The organism is Paenarthrobacter sp. TYUT067, from assembly GCF_023656375.1.
In the GTDB taxonomy this organism is placed as follows: Bacteria; Actinomycetota; Actinomycetes; order Actinomycetales; family Micrococcaceae; genus Arthrobacter.
In genome coordinates this window covers 1-17826 of record NZ_JAMOIT010000006.1, presented here as the reverse complement: position 1 = coordinate 17826, position 17826 = coordinate 1, and the positions used below count along the sequence as shown (strand labels likewise).

12 protein-coding genes and 1 pseudogene are annotated in these 17826 nt (G+C 63.2%); 6 read left to right on the top strand and 7 right to left on the bottom strand.

The features are described from left to right. Positions 1 to 11: 11 nt before the first annotated feature. Both MOD31_RS06845 and ligD read right to left on the bottom strand, forming a co-directional pair. The gene (locus MOD31_RS06845) at positions 12 to 1010 is read right to left on the bottom strand and encodes a serine hydrolase domain-containing protein (RefSeq protein WP_250820172.1); all 999 of its coding nucleotides are present in this window, start codon (positions 1008 to 1010) and stop codon (positions 12 to 14) included. Positions 1011 to 1305: 295 nt separating this feature from the next. Then, positions 1306 to 2331, bottom strand: a complete 1026-nt coding sequence (gene ligD, locus MOD31_RS06840) for a non-homologous end-joining DNA ligase (RefSeq protein ID WP_142939285.1) — start codon at positions 2329 to 2331, stop codon at positions 1306 to 1308. A gap of 76 nt (positions 2332 to 2407) precedes the next feature. Here ligD and MOD31_RS06835 point away from each other — a divergent pair, with 76 nt between their 5' ends. After that, positions 2408 to 3073, top strand: coding sequence for an alpha/beta family hydrolase (locus MOD31_RS06835; protein ID WP_142939286.1), 666 nt, complete (start codon positions 2408 to 2410; stop codon positions 3071 to 3073). On the opposite strand, the gene MOD31_RS06830 is transcribed toward MOD31_RS06835, so the two are convergent. From MOD31_RS06830 to MOD31_RS06820, 3 genes are all read right to left on the bottom strand, one after another. Then, complete coding sequence (locus tag MOD31_RS06830; RefSeq protein ID WP_250820171.1) at positions 3070 to 5193, bottom strand: elongation factor G-like protein EF-G2; 2124 nt, start codon at positions 5191 to 5193, stop codon at positions 3070 to 3072. The two genes, MOD31_RS06835 and MOD31_RS06830, sit on opposite strands and share 4 nt — an antisense overlap. Positions 5194 to 5348: 155 nt before the next feature. After that, on the bottom strand, positions 5349 to 6083 hold the full coding sequence (locus MOD31_RS06825; protein WP_166840825.1) for a M50 family metallopeptidase: 735 nt from the start codon (positions 6081 to 6083) through the stop codon (positions 5349 to 5351). Continuing rightward, a complete protein-coding gene (locus tag MOD31_RS06820; RefSeq protein ID WP_166840827.1) occupies positions 6084 to 6701 on the bottom strand; it encodes a TetR/AcrR family transcriptional regulator C-terminal domain-containing protein in 618 nt (205 codons plus the stop codon). 159 nt (positions 6702 to 6860) lie between these two features. On the opposite strand from MOD31_RS06820, the gene MOD31_RS06815 reads away from it, so the two are divergent. Both MOD31_RS06815 and MOD31_RS06810 read left to right on the top strand, forming a co-directional pair. Continuing rightward, a complete protein-coding gene (locus tag MOD31_RS06815; protein ID WP_250820170.1) occupies positions 6861 to 8318 on the top strand; it encodes an APC family permease in 1458 nt (485 codons plus the stop codon). Beyond that, positions 8308 to 9942, top strand: a complete 1635-nt coding sequence (locus MOD31_RS06810; RefSeq protein ID WP_250820169.1) for an amidohydrolase — start codon at positions 8308 to 8310, stop codon at positions 9940 to 9942. Before MOD31_RS06815 ends, MOD31_RS06810 begins: the two co-directional genes overlap by 11 nt. Positions 9943 to 10000: 58 nt before the next feature. Here MOD31_RS06810 and hrpB read toward each other — a convergent pair whose 3' ends face one another. Together hrpB and MOD31_RS06800 are read right to left on the bottom strand one after the other, a co-directional pair. Next, entirely contained in the window at positions 10001 to 12778 is a 2778-nt protein-coding gene (gene hrpB / locus MOD31_RS06805; RefSeq protein WP_284705304.1) for an ATP-dependent helicase HrpB, read from the bottom strand. A 56-nt stretch (positions 12779 to 12834) separates the two neighbouring features. Next, complete coding sequence (locus MOD31_RS06800) at positions 12835 to 13878, bottom strand: NAD(P)-dependent alcohol dehydrogenase (RefSeq protein ID WP_166840833.1); 1044 nt, start codon at positions 13876 to 13878, stop codon at positions 12835 to 12837. Between the two features lie 129 nt (positions 13879 to 14007). On the opposite strand from MOD31_RS06800, the gene MOD31_RS06795 reads away from it, so the two are divergent. From MOD31_RS06795 to MOD31_RS06785, 3 genes and pseudogenes are all read left to right on the top strand, one after another. Continuing rightward, positions 14008 to 14898, top strand: coding sequence for a helix-turn-helix transcriptional regulator (locus tag MOD31_RS06795; RefSeq protein WP_250820167.1), 891 nt, complete (start codon positions 14008 to 14010; stop codon positions 14896 to 14898). A 144-nt stretch (positions 14899 to 15042) separates the two neighbouring features. Next, positions 15043 to 16722 carry a DapH/DapD/GlmU-related protein gene (locus MOD31_RS06790; RefSeq protein WP_250820166.1) on the top strand — a complete coding sequence of 560 codons (1680 nt, stop codon included), beginning with the start codon at positions 15043 to 15045 and terminating at the stop codon, positions 16720 to 16722. 128 nt (positions 16723 to 16850) lie between these two features. After that, positions 16851 to 17826: pseudogene (locus tag MOD31_RS06785) on the top strand (hypothetical protein); the annotation flags it as partial.

Genomic DNA, 17826 nt, shown 5'->3' with positions numbered 1-17826 from the left:
GAGTTGGCCACTCACCGGAACTGGAAGCGGCATCCCGCATTCAGGGCCACCTGGGCGACGCCGGTCATTTCCAGTGCCAAGGCTGAGGGCTGTGTGGACAACTCCTGGGGTGGGTAGGCCATGAAAATGAACAGTTGGCGGTTGCCGTCCGCGCTGCTCATGGCAATGCTTCCATACCCCGGAACGTCGCCGGCGTGGCCGTAGTAGGAGCCGTTGGTGCAACGGTCATCCCAGTGATCCAGGCCAAGGCCATAGTCGTCAAACACCGTCCCCTTCATGGCGATAAGGCCTACCGGGGATAGTAAATGGCCCCTCAGCAGGGCAGCGTAGAACGTGGACATGTCCTCAACGGTGGACACCAGGCCGCCGTTGGCGATCCCGTCTGGGATTCCGGTGCCGGTAACGTCCACGGTTTCTCCCTCCAACTGGACGTATCCATGGATGAGGTCACCGGGGATTGCTGCATCAGCATCCAGCAGCTCCGTGGAAAGAAGGTTCAAGGGCGCCAGGACGTCCGTGCGGAGCACGCCACTCAGCGGCGCGCCTCTGAGCCGCTCCACCACCTGACCGAGCACAGCGTCTGCATCCGGCCCTGTCGCAGCCGGCACGTCGCCGGCGTCTCCGAGGAGCTGCCGGATTGTCACCGGACCATCCACAGCGAGGGATCCGGGAAGATACGTCGAAACGGGGACCTCTAATCCGAGCCGGCCCTCCTCCACAAGCTTCATGACTGACAAAGCCACCAGGGTCCGGAACTGCTCGCCCACAGGGAAACGGTGACCCGGCTGGACAGCAGCCCGCCCCTCCCGGCTGAGGACTCCTTGTGCGTGAGTCCACTCTTGCTGGCCGACCCGTGCCTTGATGAGGACAGCTGACGCACCTTCATCCAGCTTCTCCCGCGAGAACAGTTCAAGGGCGGCGCGAAGCTCTTGGAACGCCGGGGTGACTGCGACGCTGTTCGTGGGCGCCGGCGCAGGCTCGAGGGTAGGAACGGAAGGAGAGCCTGACACTGCCGGTTGCGTTGTTGGATTCGGCGTTGTTGGCGTCGGCGTTGACGGGAGTGCTGCAGCGGTGGAGGGCGGGAGCGGACGTGGCTCAGGGCCGTCGGTGCACCCGCCAAGAAACATACAGCCCACAAACAAGCTCAAGAGCAAGCCGCTCGGAAATGGACGGCTCAGGGACAAGCTACTGAGGGACAAGCTACTGAGGGACAAGCTGCACGCTCGGGCAGTGGCAGGGATACTTATGCCTGGTCGTCTCGGCACACGCTCTCCCGGTGCAATTTTTCCGGCCTACCCTTCCGGCCTACTCTTCCGGCTTGCGTGCCCGGCTTGGCTGTACGCGCATGGGCTCGCCAGGCATCTTGGGGAATTCCGGCGGGAAGGGCATTTCCCCCTGACCGTTTTTGACGTCGCGCTCCCACCACTTCAGTAGAACATCGATGTCACCGGGGTGATCGTGCATGGACGCCCAGGGGTCGCCCACCTTCGCCAGGCGGTCCGGGACCGTCTTAATGGTGTACTTCGCGGGATCGGCATTCTCCAGTTCGTCCCAGGTCAACGGGCAGGACACCTGGGCCGTGGGGACGGCACGTGGGCTGTACGCCCCGGCAATGGTGCGATCCCTGTTGGCCTGGTTGAAGTCCACGAAAATCCTCGTACCGCGCTCCTCTTTCCACCAGGCAGTGGTGACCTTCTCCGGCATGCGGCGCTCCAACTCACGTCCAGCAGCGATCACGGCATGGCGGACATCCAGGAATTCATGCTTCGGATGGATGGGCGCGTACACGTGCAGACCACGGTTTCCGGAGGTCTTGATGAAAGCCGTCAGTCCGGCTTCTTCCAGAACGGTGCGTAGTTCCAGAGCCGCCGGGATGGCGTCGTCGAAGTCCGTGCCGGGTTGGGGATCCAGATCGATCCTGAGCTGATCCGGATTGTCAGGATCGTTGGCCCGGGACGCCCAGGGGTGGAACACCACAGTATTCATTTGCGCGGCCCACACTGCAGCCGCCGGCTCGTCGATCACCAACTGGGGATGCGAACGCGCGCTGGGGTACGTCACCGTCACGGAACGGACATACTCCGGGGCACCCTTGGGGGGATTCTTGGAAAAGAACATATCGCCCTCGATGTTGCCCGAGTAACGCTGGAGGCTGATGGGCCGGTTCCCGTTAGCCAAGACGAAAGCCTCGCCGACGTCGATGAGGTATGTGGCAAGGTCCAGTTTGGTCAGACCGGCCTCAGGCCACATCACCCTGCTTGGACTGGAGATCCTGACCTCGCGCGGGCCCTCGGGACCAGGGACAGTAACGGTGGTTGCTTCGCTCGCCATGGCCACAAGCTACCCCGTTTGTGCCCTGCGCGTCTGCACCTGAGTGCGTTTTGTCGGGATGGGACATGATGGTTGCATGCCAAATACTGAAACATCCTTGAGCGTCGCTGTGGGAGAAACCGAAGTCTCTGCCCTTCACATCCGGCCCACGCAGGCGTTCGCCACCCTGGTAGTGGCGCACGGCGCGGGAGCAGGAATGGAACATCCGTTCCTGCAGGGTTTCGCTGAGGCGATGGGCGAGGAAGGGGTGGCGACGTTGCGCTTCAACTTTCCCTACCGTGAGGCCGGCCGGCGTTTTCCGGATCGCCCTCCTCTAGCCATCGCTACATGGCGGGCTGTGATGGACAAAGCGGCTGAGCTCGGCCAAGGACAGCCCCTCTGGGCGGCCGGTAAATCGTTCGGTGGACGCATGGCATCCATGGCTGTGGCTGACGGGATGCCCGCAGGGGGTCTGGTGTACCTCGGCTACCCTCTCCACGCCCCCGGAAAGCCTGAAAAGCTTAGGGACGAACACCTCTACGGCGTCACGGTGCCGATGCTTTTCCTCCAAGGCACCCGCGATACGTTCGCGACGCCGGAACTACTGGAGCAGGTAGTAGAAAAAATCGGCCCGACGGCGACACTTCAGTGGGTCGACGGCGGCGACCATTCGTTTGCGGTCAAGGGTATGAAGCGTGGCGCGGCCGAGGTGGGGGCGTCCTTGGCGCCGGCAGTTGCTGCCTTCCTGCGGACAAACGCTTAAACCTGCTTCGGAAGGGGCTCGTGGCGAAGGAAGGACCGGCGGAAACGCCCCGTTCCTGCTGTGAGGGCGCGGAGTTCAATGGCGTATCGCAGGAGCTCCTGGTCCGGGACCTCGGCGCTGATTTCGGTTCCCTCTCCGTCTGCGGCGGTGGTGCCGGTGACCCTGCCCCGGCGTCCGGACAGATCACTCATCACCGCACCCACGTAGTCATCCGGAACGCTGATGACAACGGAGGATACGGGTTCCAGCAACTGGATTTTGGCAGCTGCCGCAGCTTCCCGTAGCGCCAGCGCACCGGCAGCCTGGAAAGCTGCGTCGGACGAGTCAACGCTGTGCGTTTTTCCGCCCACCAGCGTCACCTTGATGTCCACCACGGGGAATCCCGCTGACACACCCTTAAGCATTTGCGAGCGGACGCCCTTTTCCACTGACGCGACAAACGTAGCGGGGATTGCACCGCCAACGATTTTGTCAGCGAATTCAAAGCCCCCGCCGCGGGCCAGGGGCTCCACCTCGATGTCGCAAATGGCGAACTGCCCGTGGCCACCTGATTGCTTTACATGCCGCCCGTGTCCGGCGGCCTTGCTGGCAAAGGTTTCCCTGAGTGGAGTGATCACGTCCACGGTCTGGAGTTTAACGCCTTGACCACGCAGCCTGTCCAGGACCACCTCTGCGTGGGCCTCCCCCATGCACCACAGGATCAGCTGGTGCGTGTCCTGGTTGCGTTCCAATCGCAGCGTCGGATCGGCGGCCGCCACCTTCCCGATGCTTTTGGCAAGCGCGTCCTCATCACTGCGTGAGGCCCCTTCAATAGCTACAGGCATCAAAGGCTCGGGCATGTTCCAGGTCTCGATTAGCAGCGGTGCCTCACGGCTGGAGACAGTGTCCCCTGTTTCGGCGCTGGCCAGCTTGCTGATGGCGCAGATGTCGCCGGCAATGCACTGTGGAACCGCTTTGAGGCTCGAACCCACAGGCGAGTAGAGATGCGTGATGCGTTCGTCGGCGTCGTGGTCCTCATGGCCCCTGTCTGCCAGGCCCCGTCCGCCGATGTGGATTGACGAATCCTCCCTCAGAGTCCCCGAAAAGACCCTGACCAAACACACCCGGCCGAGGAACGGATCTACAGTGGTCCTTACTACTTCAGCGGCGAGGCGCCCGGCGGGGTTGCATTCCAGAGGCTTCAACGAAGAACCGTCGAGTTTCATCACCGCGGGGGTGATGCGCTCCAAGGGCGATGGCAAAGCATCGGTCAACAGGGCCATGAGTTCCGGGAGGCCAAGACCGGTTTCGGCCGACGTCGGCATGACGGGAAAGAAACTGCCCCGCGCGACAGCCGTTTCAAGGTCGGCGATCAGGTCCACGAGCGGCAGTTCTTCGCCGCCAAGGTACCGGTCCATGAGGGTTTCGTCTTCGCTCTCAGCGATGATTCCTTCGATCAAAGGTCCCCTGGCTGCTTCCACGTTCGCGGTGGGCATCAGATCCTGGCCCCCAGTGCCGTGAAGAGTGCCGTGGAGGACTCCGATGAGTCCGGCGTGGCCCGCAGTCGGGAGATACAGCGGGAGGACCGACTCACCGAACGCTTCCTGGCAACGCACGACGGCGGCACTGAAGTCGGCGCGCGGATGGTCCAGTTTGCTGACTACCACCGCACGCGGCATCCGGATCTTCTCGCACTCGCCCCACAACGCCACAGTGGCACCGTCAATGCCATCAACAGCCGAAACAACAAAAAGGGCCGCGTCGGCGGCCCTCAAACCTGCGCGAAGTTCGCCGGTGAAGTCGGTGTAGCCGGGTGTGTCGACCAGATTGACCTTGATGTCGTCGACCATAATCGGGGCTACGGATAACGTGACTGACCGTTGCTGATGAATCGCTGAGGGGTCGGAGTCACTGACGGTGGTTCCTTCGCTGATGGAGCCCATCCTGGTGATGGCTCCAGTTGCCGCCAGCAACGCCTCCACCAGTGTCGTCTTGCCCGCACCCGAATGCCCCACAAGGGCCACGTTCCGGACTTTCGCTGGATCACTCGCCGCCAAGACAGTGCCGTTGTCGCCTCGCCTGGTATCCGGGGTGCCGGCTCCGGGACCCTTGGTTGTTTCGCGCGTGCCCTTCGCGGACATGGGCACCTCCTGGTGTTGAATCCCGGCACGGAGTCCGAACACCTCCAGTTCGAACCTTATAGAGGATTGGACACCCTAAGCGCCCACAGGGCAAGGCCTGCCAGCAACCAAAGCCGAACAACCGCCGTCGGCTTCCCACTACGGTCAACCACCGGCTAAACGGTGAGCATCCCCCACAGCAACCAGGCGGACGCGAGGGAGCATCCGGTGATCACCACCGCGAACCCGGTCAACCAGACGAACGCCGGGACTCCAGTGCTGCGGCCCAGGATGAAGGCGTCCGATGCCGCCAGTCGGTCGCGGCGACGGGTGTGCACACCGGCAAGTTTGAACAGGTCCCTGACGCCGCCTACGGAAAGGGCAATGCCGAGAGCCAGTACAACGTAGTTGACGGTTGTGGGTGTGGCGAACAGGATCATGAGTTGGGCAATCGCGGCGCTCAACACCGCTACGAGGATCCCGGTGAGGTTCCTCAGGAAGATCAGCGAGACCAGCAGGATCAAGGCCCCAATGGACATGGCGGCTCCGGAGCGGCCGGCGGCGAAGGCGGCAATCAGGCACAAACCAACCACGGCGGGTGCAGGGTAGCCCCAGAATCCGGACCACGCTGCCCCGAAAGCGCTCCGGCCGCTGCTGACAAGGCGGCCCGAATGGTCCAGTCCGATCCGGAGCCCATGGACAAAGCGGCCCGTCATGAGCGCGGCGTAGGCATGGCCCAGCTCGTGGACAAAGGTGACGTAGAGTCCGAACCAGCGCCAGGTGACGCGCGGGATGCTCAGAACGACGGCGCACGCGAGTATGACCAGCAGGGCTGGCAAGGGCACCGCTGTGGTGTGGGTGTCGGTGAAGCCGCGGACCACGGCGTCCCACCAGGTTTGAAGGAGGTTCACTCACAGCACCGTCGACTGAAGACGGGAATGCAGTCCGGCGATGAGGATCTCCAGGCCGAACTCGAAGGCGGCCTCGCCTCGCTCGTCCGCAGGTCCGGCTTGGGCCAAGGCATTGGTGAGGGCGGGGTACCCCTGTGCGGGTGGTGCCCAGACGACGTCCGGTGCCGCCAAGTCCAAAGCGAAGCCCAGGGCGAAGCTGTCAATGGTGGAAATTGCGGACATCACGTCCCGGCCCCGGAACCCTGCGGCTTCGAGGGCCACAGCCAGGTTCTCGTAGAGGGCCATGACCTGGGCATCTTGCACCGTCTGGAGTACCAGCAGCGGCGCGAGTTTTGGATGGCGGGCGAAGGCATCACGATAGCTCCGGACGATGGCGCGAAGCGAAGCCTCCCAATCCTGCTCATCCTCCAGGACGTACGGGCTTTCCGCGATGATCCGGCCCCGCATGAGCTCAAGGATCTCCTCCCGGCCGCTGACGTGGTTGTAGATGGAGGACTGGCTGACCCCGATCCGTTTGGCCAGTTTCGGGAGGCTGAAGTCCCCTGCCTCATCCACCAGCTCCAAGGCAGCGGTGACGAGGGCGTCGATGGATATCAGCGGGACCAGCGGGCGTGCCATACGTGTGTCTCCATTCAAGGTTGTTGTTACGACTCTAGCCAGAACTTTGCGTCGAAGTATTGTGCCGCCGGTCACAAGGACCTACCATAAACGAAAGCCTTTCGCTTTATGTCTGGCTCACCTTTGAATCTTCCCTCCCCAAACACCCAGAGGATCCCCATGTCCGACCTCGAAACCCGACCTCCGGCAGCAGATGCCGGCAACGGGCTCAAAAGAAATGCCATAGGCACCGGCGGTATTGCCTTCCTGGTGATCTCCGCAGCGGCTCCCCTGACAGTGATGGCCGGCGTTGCCCCTCTCGCCATTGGCGTCGGGGGCATAGGCGCCCCCATGGGCTACATCATTGCCGGAGCAGTCCTGCTGGTTTTCGCGATCTCCTTCATGGCCATGAACAAGCACGTCAAAGCAGCCGGTGGTTTCTACACCTACATCACCTTGGCCATGGGCAAGACGGTAGGGCTGGCCTCAGCCATCCTGGCGATCGTTTCCTACAACTGCCTACAAATCGGCGTGTACGGATTGTTCGCCGTCCAAACCCAAGGCATGCTTCGCGCCCTCTTCGGCCTGGATGTTCCCTGGCCCGTAGTTGCACTGGCGGCCATCGCGGCGGTCTGGTTCCTCGGCTACCGCGGGATCGACGTCGGCGCCAAGGTACTCGGCGTCCTGCTCATCGCCGAAACCGCGATCCTGGCCATCATGGGCTTCGGAATCCTGGCACGCGGCGGCGCCCAAGGCATCAGTTTCTCCTCCTTCTCCCCTGAAAACGCCTTCACTCCAGGTGTTCTTGCCATCCTGGCCATCTGCTTTGCTGCCTTCATGGGCTTCGAGTCCACCGTGCTGTACCGGCGCGAGGCCCGGAATCCGGACAAGTCCGTACCCAGGGCAACCTACATCGCGGTGGGTTTTATGTCCGTGTTCTACGCCTTCATTGTGTGGACCGTTATCCAGGCCTACGGCGATGGAAACGTGGTTGTTGCTGCCGGCGAGCTAGCCGACGGCATGTTCTTTGCCACCATCAACCAGTACGTGGGTCCTTGGGCCGAAGTAGTCATGTATGTGCTGATTGTGACCAGCGTTTATGCCTCCCAGCTTGCGTTCCACAACGCCATCAACCGCTACGTGTACATGCTCGCCAATGACGGCGTGCTCCCCGCGTTCCTCGGCAGGACCCACCCCAAGTACAAGTCCCCGCACCGTGCCGGTCAGATGCAGACCATCCTGGCCGCCGTCGTCATTATCGTCTGCGCCATCGCCGGTGCCGACCCGTACAAGCAACTGCTGATCTGGGTCAACACGCCGGGTATCTTCGGGATTGTGGCTCTGCAGGGACTGGTCGCTGTAGCAGCGATCATCTACCTTCGGCGCAACCCGGCCGCAGCCACCAACCGCATACTCATTCCTTTGAGCGTGGCCTCGGCCGTCCTACTGTTCGGTGTTGTGGCGTTGATAGCCATCAACATCGAGCTCCTCACCTTCGCCGACGCCCTGACCAACACCATCCTGCTGATGGTCGCCCCCGCTGTTTTCCTTGCAGGCCTGCTGATTGCCCGCAGACTGCGCACCACCCGCCCCCACGTCTTCGCCCGGATCGGAAGCTTCGAAACCCATGACTCCTGACCTCATCATCCTTGCCGACACCATTCACACCATGGACGAGCTACACCCTGGCCAGCCAGTCCAGGCCGTTGCCATCAGCGACGGGTTGATTGCCGCCGTCGGTAGTCGCCAGGATGCCGGCCAGTGGCAGCAAACGGACACCCAAGTGGTGGACCTTGGCAACGCGACACTCACGCCGGGATTGGTGGATTGCCATATTCACCCGGTGTTCGGCTTGGACCTGACGGTAGGCGCTGACCTCAACGGTGCCGCGACCCTAAAAGACGTCCTCACCGTATTGCGGGCAGAAGCAGGACACGACGGCGGCTGGTTGCGTGGATGGGGACTGAACCCGAACGCTTTCGGCTCAGTTCAGCTGCACCGAAGTGTGCTGGACAGGGTTTCAGGCGAGCAGCCCGCGTTCATCCGCTTGTTCGACGGACATTCAGCGCTGGCAAACAGCCGAGCCCTGGAACTGGCCGGAATCCATGGCAGCTATGACTTCGACCAGGCCTCTGAGGTGGTCTGCGACGCAGACGGTGTGCCCACCGGATTATTGCTCGAAGCCGCTGCGATGGAGTTGGTCCAGCGCCATATCCCGCAAGAGTCCTTCGCCCAGCGCAAAGCGCGGCTAGGCGAGCTCTTGAGAGACTTCGCCCGTTCGGGGCTGACCGGCGGTCACATCATGGACCACAGCGCTGAATCTGCCGAGCTCTTCCACGCGTTGGAGGCCGATGGTGATCTCCCACTGAGGCTCCGGGCCGCGCCGTGGTGCATGCCGGGCAGCGGCGAGGGCAGCTGGAAGGAGTTGGCCCGCAGTATCGGTACAGGCGGACGCCGCTGGTCCATTGAAGCCATAAAGCTGTTCGTCGATGGGACCGTGGACAACGGGACGGCCTGGCTCTATGAACCTGATGTTCAAGGACAGTCCACTGCGCCGTTCTGGCCGCGTCCCGAAGAATACTCCGCGGCCGTCCGCTATTTTGCTTCCCGCGGTATTCCGACTGCCACGCACGCAATCGGAGATGCCGGGGTTGATCACGTGTTGGAGGCCATCGAATCCCTGCGCCATGTGGTCCCTGGTGATGTTCTGCGCAGAACTGTTCACAGGATTGAGCACATAGAAACTGTGCCGGATGAGCTGGTGGAGCGTTTCCGTGGTGCAGGAGTAGTGGCGAGCATGCAGCCGACCCATTGCACCCATTACTCCATGGCCGATCACAGCGACAATTGGTCCACGCGCCTTGGCACTGAGCGGGCGGGCAGGGCCTGGCGCTGCAGGGACCTTCGTGATGCCGGGGTGACGCTGGGCATCGGCTCTGACTGGCCGATCGCACCCTTCGACCCGCTCCCGATCATCGCGGACGCCCAACTGCGCCGGCGATCGGGACATCCGGACCAGCAACCCATCGCACCATCCCAAGCCCTCACCGCGATTCAGGCGTTGGAGGGATACACCTCCCACGCGGCCAAAGCTGCAGGGCTGTGGGACGTATCGGGATCCATTACGGTGGGCAAGCGGGCAGACTTCACCGCCTTTGAACTCGATCCACTGACCACTGCCCCGGATGAATTTGCGGCAAGCAGCGTTCTGGGAACGTTCGTGGACGGCGAGATTCAGTTCATGCTGGAGCGGCTCGCTTAGCGTTTCCTGGAGTGTGCTCCGGAGGCCCCCGACGGAGGCTCCCGAAGCACGCGTTGGGCTACATCCTGTTCTTCGTCTTAGCCGTAGCCGGCGCAGTCCACGGGTCTTCGGGCCAGGGATGCCTGGGGTAGCGCCCACGCATCTCGGCCCGAACCTGGGAGTAAGGACCGGACCAGAACGACGCGAGATCGTCCGTGACGGCCAACGGCCTTCCTGCCGGGGATAGCAGGTGAAACAAGACTGGAACTCTGCCGTCCACGAGGCGCGGCGTGCTGTCCCAACCGAAACATTCCTGAAGCTTGACCGCCACCACCGGACGGCCGCCGTCGTGATCCGCACCAACGTGATTCGCTCCGCCGCGAGGCGTACTGTCCGGAACTTCGGGATAGTCGATCCGGATACGCGAACCACTTGGCACCATCAGACGCTCCGGGACGAGGTCGTCGAGCCGAGCGGCCTCCGGCCATGGGAGCAGGCGCCTGAGGGGGTCAACAAGGTTTATGGCGCTGACGGGTGTCCCGGTTGCCATCGATTCCATCTCCGGGCCCAGCCACTCATCAAGTGTGGATAGCAGGGCAGCCTCACGGACGTCAGGCCACGGACTCCCGATTTCACGGTGCACCATGGCAAGGCGCCGGCGTAGGGAATCAGCTGCCGTTGACCAGCCGATCATGGACAATCCCGACTTTTCCAACGCTCTGGACACTGCGTGCCGCCCCGATTCCGCGCTGGGGCGAACGGGGGTGGAGGACAACACGATGGCACCCAGACTGCGTTCCAGCCTGGCCATCACCCGACCTTGATCGAACTTTGCCTGCACTTTCTCCGTAAGAAGGCCCGGCGCAGCTTCTACGGCCAGTTCGGCTGACAATGGCGCGGCAGAACGGACCACGGCGCCGGTTCCGGCGGCATCGCGCCCCTGGGCGCGTGACACCTCGGCCACAGCAAGCCAATCATGCCCGGACAGTGAACTCCCCGCGGGTAGCCCGGCCCGCGTCCCGGACGACAGCAAGTACGTGGTGGACCCATCACCGGGTACGCGCCTGGCTATGCGGTCCGGGAAAGCCAGCGCCACCACAAAGCCGGGTGCTTCCCTTGCCGTGACATCGGCGGCCGGTTGGGGAGACCCGACCCCGGCAGCCCCGTCCCCTGACCGCATTTCCTTCTCTGCCAACGACTGCATCCGCCTGACGTCCTCGGCGAAACGACGGGAGCCGGGGTCTGATCCCGAACGCAGCGCAGTAAGCAGCTTTGTTAGGTCGGCAGCGGGTGCTCTGTGGTCACCTGCCACGAGTGCCACCGTCTCAGCGGCCGTGCGGCGCCCCACCACCGCGGCCCCGTCCAACAAGGCGCGGGCAAGCCGGGGGTCCGCAGGGATGCGGGCCAAAGTCTTACCCATGGCGGTGACCGTTCCGTCCTGTCCTACGGCGCCTAGTTCACGCAGAACCTCCACGGCGTCGGTCATGGCGACGGCAGGCGCCGCGTCCGGGAGCTTCAACCCCGAACCGCCCGGCGCACCCCAGCACGCAAGAATCAGCGCCGCGCCGGTGAGGTCTGCAACAGAGATTTCAGGGGTCTGATGTGCCGGAGCTGCGCCATAGGCCTGTTGGTCGTAGCAGCGAACCACCGTTCCTGGGCCCTGTCGCGCTGCACGGCCGGCCCGCTGATCGGCCGAGGCACGGGAACAGGAAACGGTCAGGAGTCCGGACATGCCGCGGCCGGCATCCCGGCGCGGTTCCCGTGAAAGCCCCGAGTCAATGACCAAACGCACGCCGGGCACCGTGAGGGAGGATTCCGCCAAGGATGTAGACACGATGATCCGCGGTGATCCGCCGGGTCCTCGGCCAGATACCGCCCGGTCCTGGGCTTCCGGACCGATCTGGCCATGCAACTCGAGAACTTCCACGTTGTGGGGCAGCTGCCTGCGAAGACGGGTGGCGACGTCGGAAACTTCCCGGGCTCCCGGAAGGAAAACCAGGGCGTCCGCCGCGGGATTCCGGCTCAGGGCAGCCGAGTAGGCAGCCGCTGCTGTGTTGGCCACATGATCGAGGAAACTCCGGGACACTCCCCTGGTATCCAAACGATGTTCCCGGGCCGGAACCCACTGGACTTCCATCGGGTACAGCGCTGAAGGGCAGTCGACCACCGGAGCCGGCACACCGCCGTCGGGGTCCCCGCCCGCTCCCAATAGTCCTGCAAAGCGCGGTGCGTCGAGAGTTGCCGACATCGCCACCAGGGTCAGGTCACCGCGCAGCTCCCGGACCTCCGCGAGCATACCTACCAGGAGGTCCGTTTCCAGGCCGCGTTCGTGGACTTCGTCCAGGACCACGGCGTGCACGTCCTCAAGTCCGGGGTCAGCCAGAAGCCGCCGCAGGAGAATGCCAGGCGTGACGAATTCCACCACGGTGTCTTTGCTGACCTTGCTTTCACCCCGGACTGTGTAGCCCACTCTGTCACCGAGGCGGCTTCCGTCCAACGAGGCCAGGCGGCGTGCGGCTGAGCGGGCTGCCACACGGCGCGGTTGGGTCACGACAACGCGTGGCTGGCCAGGGTTCTGTTCGGACACGAGATTGGCGAGCAACGGCGGGACCAGGGTGGTTTTACCTGTGCCCGGAGGTGCCTGAACCACGGCGATGCCTCCAACCATTACCGCTCCCCCAAACGCCGCCTTTCGCCCACGGAGAGCGCCGGCGTCGGCCTGGATTGTCAGGGCCGCCGTGAGGTCAGCGAGGGACTTAGCAAAAGCCAGCCCCGTGCCGATGGTGTCCAGTCTGAAAGTCACCAGACCATTGTCCCTGCTGCGGGAACCGGAAAGGCCATGCCCGTCAAGGGGCATGGCCTTTCTCATGGTGCGGCGCCTCTATGGTGCGGCACCTTTATGGTGCAGCGACTCTAGCCGATAGTGGAGGCGTCAATGACAAAGCGGTAGCGGACGTCCGAGGCAAGGACGCGCTCGTAAGCGTCGTTGATCTTGCTGGCCGGGATGACCTCGATCTCTGCGCCGAGGCCGTGCTCCGCGCAGAAGTTCAACATTTCCTGAGTTTCGCGGATACCACCGATTGCGGAACCGGCAAAGCGTCGACGACCCGTGATCAGCGAGAAAACGTTGACGGGCAGGGGTTCGGCCGGTGCGCCAACGTTGACCAACGTGCCGTCGAGAGTCAGCAACTGCAGGTACGCGCTGATGTCGATGGAGGCGCTCACGGTGTTGATGATGAGGTCGAAGGTGCCCGCAAGTTCCTCGAACGTGGAGGGATCGCTGGTGGCGTAGTAGTGGTCGGCGCCGAGCTTCAAGCCGTCTTCCATCTTCTTCAGCGACTGCGACAGCACGGTGACCTCAGCACCCATGGCGTCGGCAATCTTCACTGCCATGTGGCCGAGTCCACCAAGACCCACCACGGCAACCTTCTTACCGGGGCCGGCACCCCAGTGGTGCAGGGGCGAGTAGGTGGTGATGCCGGCGCACAACAGCGGAGCGGCGACGTCAAGGTCCAGACCTTCCGGAATGGTGACCACGAAGTCTTCATTCACCACGACGTTGCTGGAGTAGCCGCCCTGGGTGATGGTGCCGTCACGGTCAACAGCACCGTAGGTGCCCACATTGCCCTTGAGGCAATACTGTTCCTCTCCGGCCAGGCAGTTCTTGCACTCCTTGCAGGAGTTCACCATGCAGCCGACGCCAACACGGTCGCCCACCTTGTGCTTGGTGACGTCCGAGCCGACCGCGGTGACAATTCCGGCGATTTCGTGACCAGGGGCCAGAGGGTACTGCTGCGGGCCCCAGTCACCGCGGACCGTGTGGATGTCAGAGTGGCAGATACCCGCAAACTTGATGTCGATGTGGACGTCGTTGGGGCCGACCTCGCGACGTTCAATGGTGGTCAGGGTCAGGTCGCCCGTGGCCGAGGGGGCAGCGTAAGCGTTAGCGGTAGGCATGTTTCTCCTGCGTGGTTCACTTTGTTGGATATCTCTATCTAACCCTGATTCCCTGAGAGGAAGGAGTCACTGCTGTTAGGGGTAATGACAGGGACTCCCTCAGCGGGCCAAAGGATTTACCGTTGAAGCATGGACAATCGGACCGAGACGCGCGACTTCCTCTCCACCCGGAGGGCGAAGATCGCGCCCGAGCAAGCGGGTCTGACCGTCTATGGCGGCAACCGCCGTGTACCGGGCCTACGTCGCGGCGAGGTGGCCATGCTGGCCGGCGTAAGCGTGGAGTACTACACCCGACTTGAGCGGGGAAACCTCGCGGGGGTCTCGGAGAGCGTGCTGGAATCCCTGGCGAACGCACTCCAACTCGACGACGCCGAACGAGCCCACCTCTACGATCTCGCCCGGGCGGCGAGCGACGGCGGCAAGTCCCGCCGTCGACCGGTCCGGAAGCAGGCCATCCGGCCGGGCGTACAACTCACCTTGGATGCGATTAGCGGCTCGCCCGCTTTCATCCGCAACGGTCGCTTGGACCTCTTGGCAACGAACGCCCTGGGCCGGGCTTTGTATGCCGACATTTACGACAGCCCCTCCGGACCACCAAACCATGCACGATTCCTGTTCCTGGACCCTCGCAGCCACGATTTCTACACGGATTGGGAACGTGCCGCAAACGACACCGTGGCAATTATGCGGACCGAAGCCGGCAAGGATCCCTACGACCGCGGCCTCAGCGACTTGGTGGGCGAGCTTTCCACCCGCAGCGAGGAGTTCCGGGTCCGCTGGGCATCGCACAATGTCCGCCAGCACTACTCCGGGAAAAAGCATTTCCGCCACCGAATAGTGGGCGACCTTCACTTGCTGTACGAAGCCCTAGAATTGTCGGCCGACGCCGGCATGACCTTGACGGTTTACAACGCCGAGCCCGGCACCGGCACGGACGACGCTTTGAAATTGCTGGCAAGCTGGGCAGCGACGGCTCTCACTGGCACTGATAACTCGGGGCTTGTCCGGGACATTCACTAGAAGTGAATGGGTCACTGACAAGAAGTGTGGACATCCGGAGGGATCGAGGCTGATCGTTTACCGACGCCGCATTGACCGCCCTCCTGTAGCCGCGAATAATGGGGGAAGCGCTTTCCAGCTTCGCCCCACCATGGAGACATCAACATGAATCCTCAGCACGGCCTCAACTATGACTACTCACCGTGGACCTTCTGGAGTTCTGCTTCGGAAGCTGAACGCCAGGCGCAGGACGCCCACCACAAACGTTTGGTTAAACGTGCTGGAGCTAAAATTGGCGAGCGGGCCTTCCTGTCTCCCTTGGCGAACGTGGATCCCGACACGCTCTCCATCGGTGCTGATTCTTTCATCGCGGCCTACGCTTACATCACAGGCGCCATCACCCTGGGCGATGATTGCACCGTCAATGCTTTCAGCGTAGTCAGAGGCAACGTCACCATGGGCGACGGCGTGCGGATCGGTGCCCACACGGCCATCCTCGGTTTCAACCACTCCATGGATGCTTCCGAGCCTGTGTTTAAGCAGCCACTCACGAGTAAGGGCATCACCATAGGGGACGATGTCTGGATCGGTTCGAATGTTGTGGTTCTTGACGGCGTTACTGTGGGCTCGCACGCAGTGCTGGCCGCAGGAGCGGTTGTAACCAAGGATGTGCCGGAATGGTCGATTGTGGGTGGAAACCCTGCGCGCCGGATCAGGGACCGGCGAGAGGCAACAATCCCGGCTACGGCTGTTGAGGCGCCGTCCGACGACGCCTTGATGGCTGAGCTGGCTGCCTTCGCCAACGCTGCACGCGCCGATGCATCAGCCCTTCTTGGGCGGAGTTGGACCTCTGAAGCAGGCGGCGCTTACCGCGACCAGCCAGGTGCTGAGCCGACCGTCAGGGCCCATTGCGACGCGATTGAAATCGCGGACTTGCTGCTGGGTTCTGTCCCTCCGCAACTGTCACGGGACGAACACATGGCGCGGCTCCGGAAGCTCCAAGATCCCGTCACGGGCCTGGTTCCAGAGTTCGGGTCCGACGTCTACGGGGATTCAACAATCACCTTCGGCGCCGGTCCTGCCACCTACCATGTGCTTTCTGTCGGTTATGCCCTGGACCTCATCGGAAGTCGCTTCGAACATCCGATCCACGCCATAGCTGACATGGATCCGGCAGCGGTAACGTCTTCCCTGGATACTCTCCCGTGGCGTAACGAAGCATGGGGATCCGGTGCTTGGGTGGACGCATGGGGGACGGCTGCGCATTGGAACCTCGCGCAATCCCATCCCAATGCCACGGGTTCCCTCGAGGCTCTCTTCGGTTGGTTGCTGACGAGGGTCAGTTCCGCCTCGGGAACATGGGTCACCCCAACGGACGACAATCGATTGGAGGTAGTCAACGGTTACTATCGACTGACGCGCGGCACCTTCGCCCAATTCGGCGTACCGATTCCTCACGTTGAGCGGCTGGTAGACACTGTTCTGGAGCATGCCGCGGACCCACGATACTTCTCCCCCGGCCGGCAGAACGCCTGCAACGTCCTGGACGTGGTGCACCCACTGTGGCTGGCGCTCAAGCAGACCACGCACCGCCGGGAGGATGCCCGGAATTGGGCACGGACTCAGCTCGGGCAGGCACTTGAACGGTGGGTGCCCGGCGAGGGGATGGCCTTTAGTGCTGAACCCTCAACCGGAGACGGGAACGTCCCCACGCTGCAGGGAACGGAGATGTGGCTGGCAATCATCTGGTACCTGGCCGACCTTCTTGGCTGCGCTGGAACGCTCGGATATCGGCCCCGGGGCGTCCACCGACCTGAACCTGCCCTTTCGCTGCCGACCCTATAGGCATCTGATCACCAGGTTTTCCGCGATCGGCTACCAAACGAGGACCTCTGGTGTGAGCGGCGGTGGGGTTTTCCACATAGCGTCGATTGGGTCTGATGGTGGTGAAGCCTTCGTGACAGGGTTGGGTTATGGAAGGCATTGGGCAGGTCGTGGCGCAGCGGGACGGTTCCCCCGGCGCCAGTGAGGTGCCTGGAATTGTCTCCCCCGTTTCCTCGGACATGCTTTCCCGGCCATCGGCGCGCAAACCCCCGACGGCGGCAGGACCCGCCGCTGATCCCTCTTGGAACGCTGGGCTGCTTCTTGGATTCGAATCGTTGCATGGGCTTGGGGAACCGGGGCCGGAAGAAGCGCCCCAGTTGTTGCTCAAGCAGTCGTCCGGGCGCGGGGAATCCACCCCGGCAGAAGAACCGGTGCCTGGTTTGCTGCACAAGCAGTCGTCCGGGCGCGGGGAATCCACCCTGACAGAAGAACCAGTACCCGGGTTGCTGCACAAGCAGTCGTCCGGGCGCGGGGAATCCACCCTGACAGAAGAACCAGCGGCCGGGTTGTCCGCGGAGTCCGCGGCGGCCGGTGCGGCGGTCCTGGAGGCCGTGCTCCTTGAGGGTGCTGCCGCAACTGATGCGCTGCGATCAATAGCGGCCGATGAGGTGCGGTTGTTGGGGTTTGTTGAGGCGGCTGATTTCGCGGGCAGGGTCGAGGAGATCTCCCGAAACGTGGAGTACTTGCAAGTTGTTGCTGCACGGGCGGTGGAACGGTCCCGGAGGCAAGCACAACAGGCCGGTCAGGGGTCCACGGCGGCAGCACCGGAATGGCGGACCGGCTGGACCGAACACGTCCCGGATTCGAAGGTCACAGCTCCTGCCAGCGTCGTGGATGATGGGTACCGGAACACGGCAGAGTTCCTTCGGGCCCGGTTGCGGATCGGTATCGGTGAAGCCCGGCGCAGGCTCGCCCTCGCTACCGACGCCCTCTCCCACACCGGGATGACCGGGCAGGACGTCCCGGCCCGCCGCGAAGCCCTCGCCGACGCCCTCGCCTCCGGAGAGCTGTCCTCACGCTCGGCGTCGATCATCAGCACCGCCCTGGACAAAGTCCGGCACCTCG

What these genes read in the sequence shown, in the direction of transcription:
- ligD (WP_142939285.1), bottom strand. Translation starts at nt 2,331, where the DNA reads ATGGCGAGCGAAGCAACCACCGTTACTGTCCCTGGTCCCGAGGGCCCG.
- MOD31_RS06830 (WP_250820171.1), bottom strand. Translation starts at nt 5,193, where the DNA reads ATGTCCGCGAAGGGCACGCGCGAAACAACCAAGGGTCCCGGAGCCGGC.
- MOD31_RS06795 (WP_250820167.1), top strand. Translation starts at nt 14,008, where the DNA reads ATGGACAATCGGACCGAGACGCGCGACTTCCTCTCCACCCGGAGGGCG.
- MOD31_RS06820 (WP_166840827.1), bottom strand. Translation starts at nt 6,701, where the DNA reads ATGGCACGCCCGCTGGTCCCGCTGATATCCATCGACGCCCTCGTCACC.
- hrpB (WP_284705304.1), bottom strand. Translation starts at nt 12,778, where the DNA reads ATGCCCCTTGACGGGCATGGCCTTTCCGGTTCCCGCAGCAGGGACAAT.
- MOD31_RS06810 (WP_250820169.1), top strand. Translation starts at nt 8,308, where the DNA reads ATGACTCCTGACCTCATCATCCTTGCCGACACCATTCACACCATGGAC.
- MOD31_RS06815 (WP_250820170.1), top strand. Translation starts at nt 6,861, where the DNA reads ATGTCCGACCTCGAAACCCGACCTCCGGCAGCAGATGCCGGCAACGGG.
- MOD31_RS06835 (WP_142939286.1), top strand. Translation starts at nt 2,408, where the DNA reads ATGCCAAATACTGAAACATCCTTGAGCGTCGCTGTGGGAGAAACCGAA.
- MOD31_RS06800 (WP_166840833.1), bottom strand. Translation starts at nt 13,878, where the DNA reads ATGCCTACCGCTAACGCTTACGCTGCCCCCTCGGCCACGGGCGACCTG.
- MOD31_RS06790 (WP_250820166.1), top strand. Translation starts at nt 15,043, where the DNA reads ATGAATCCTCAGCACGGCCTCAACTATGACTACTCACCGTGGACCTTC.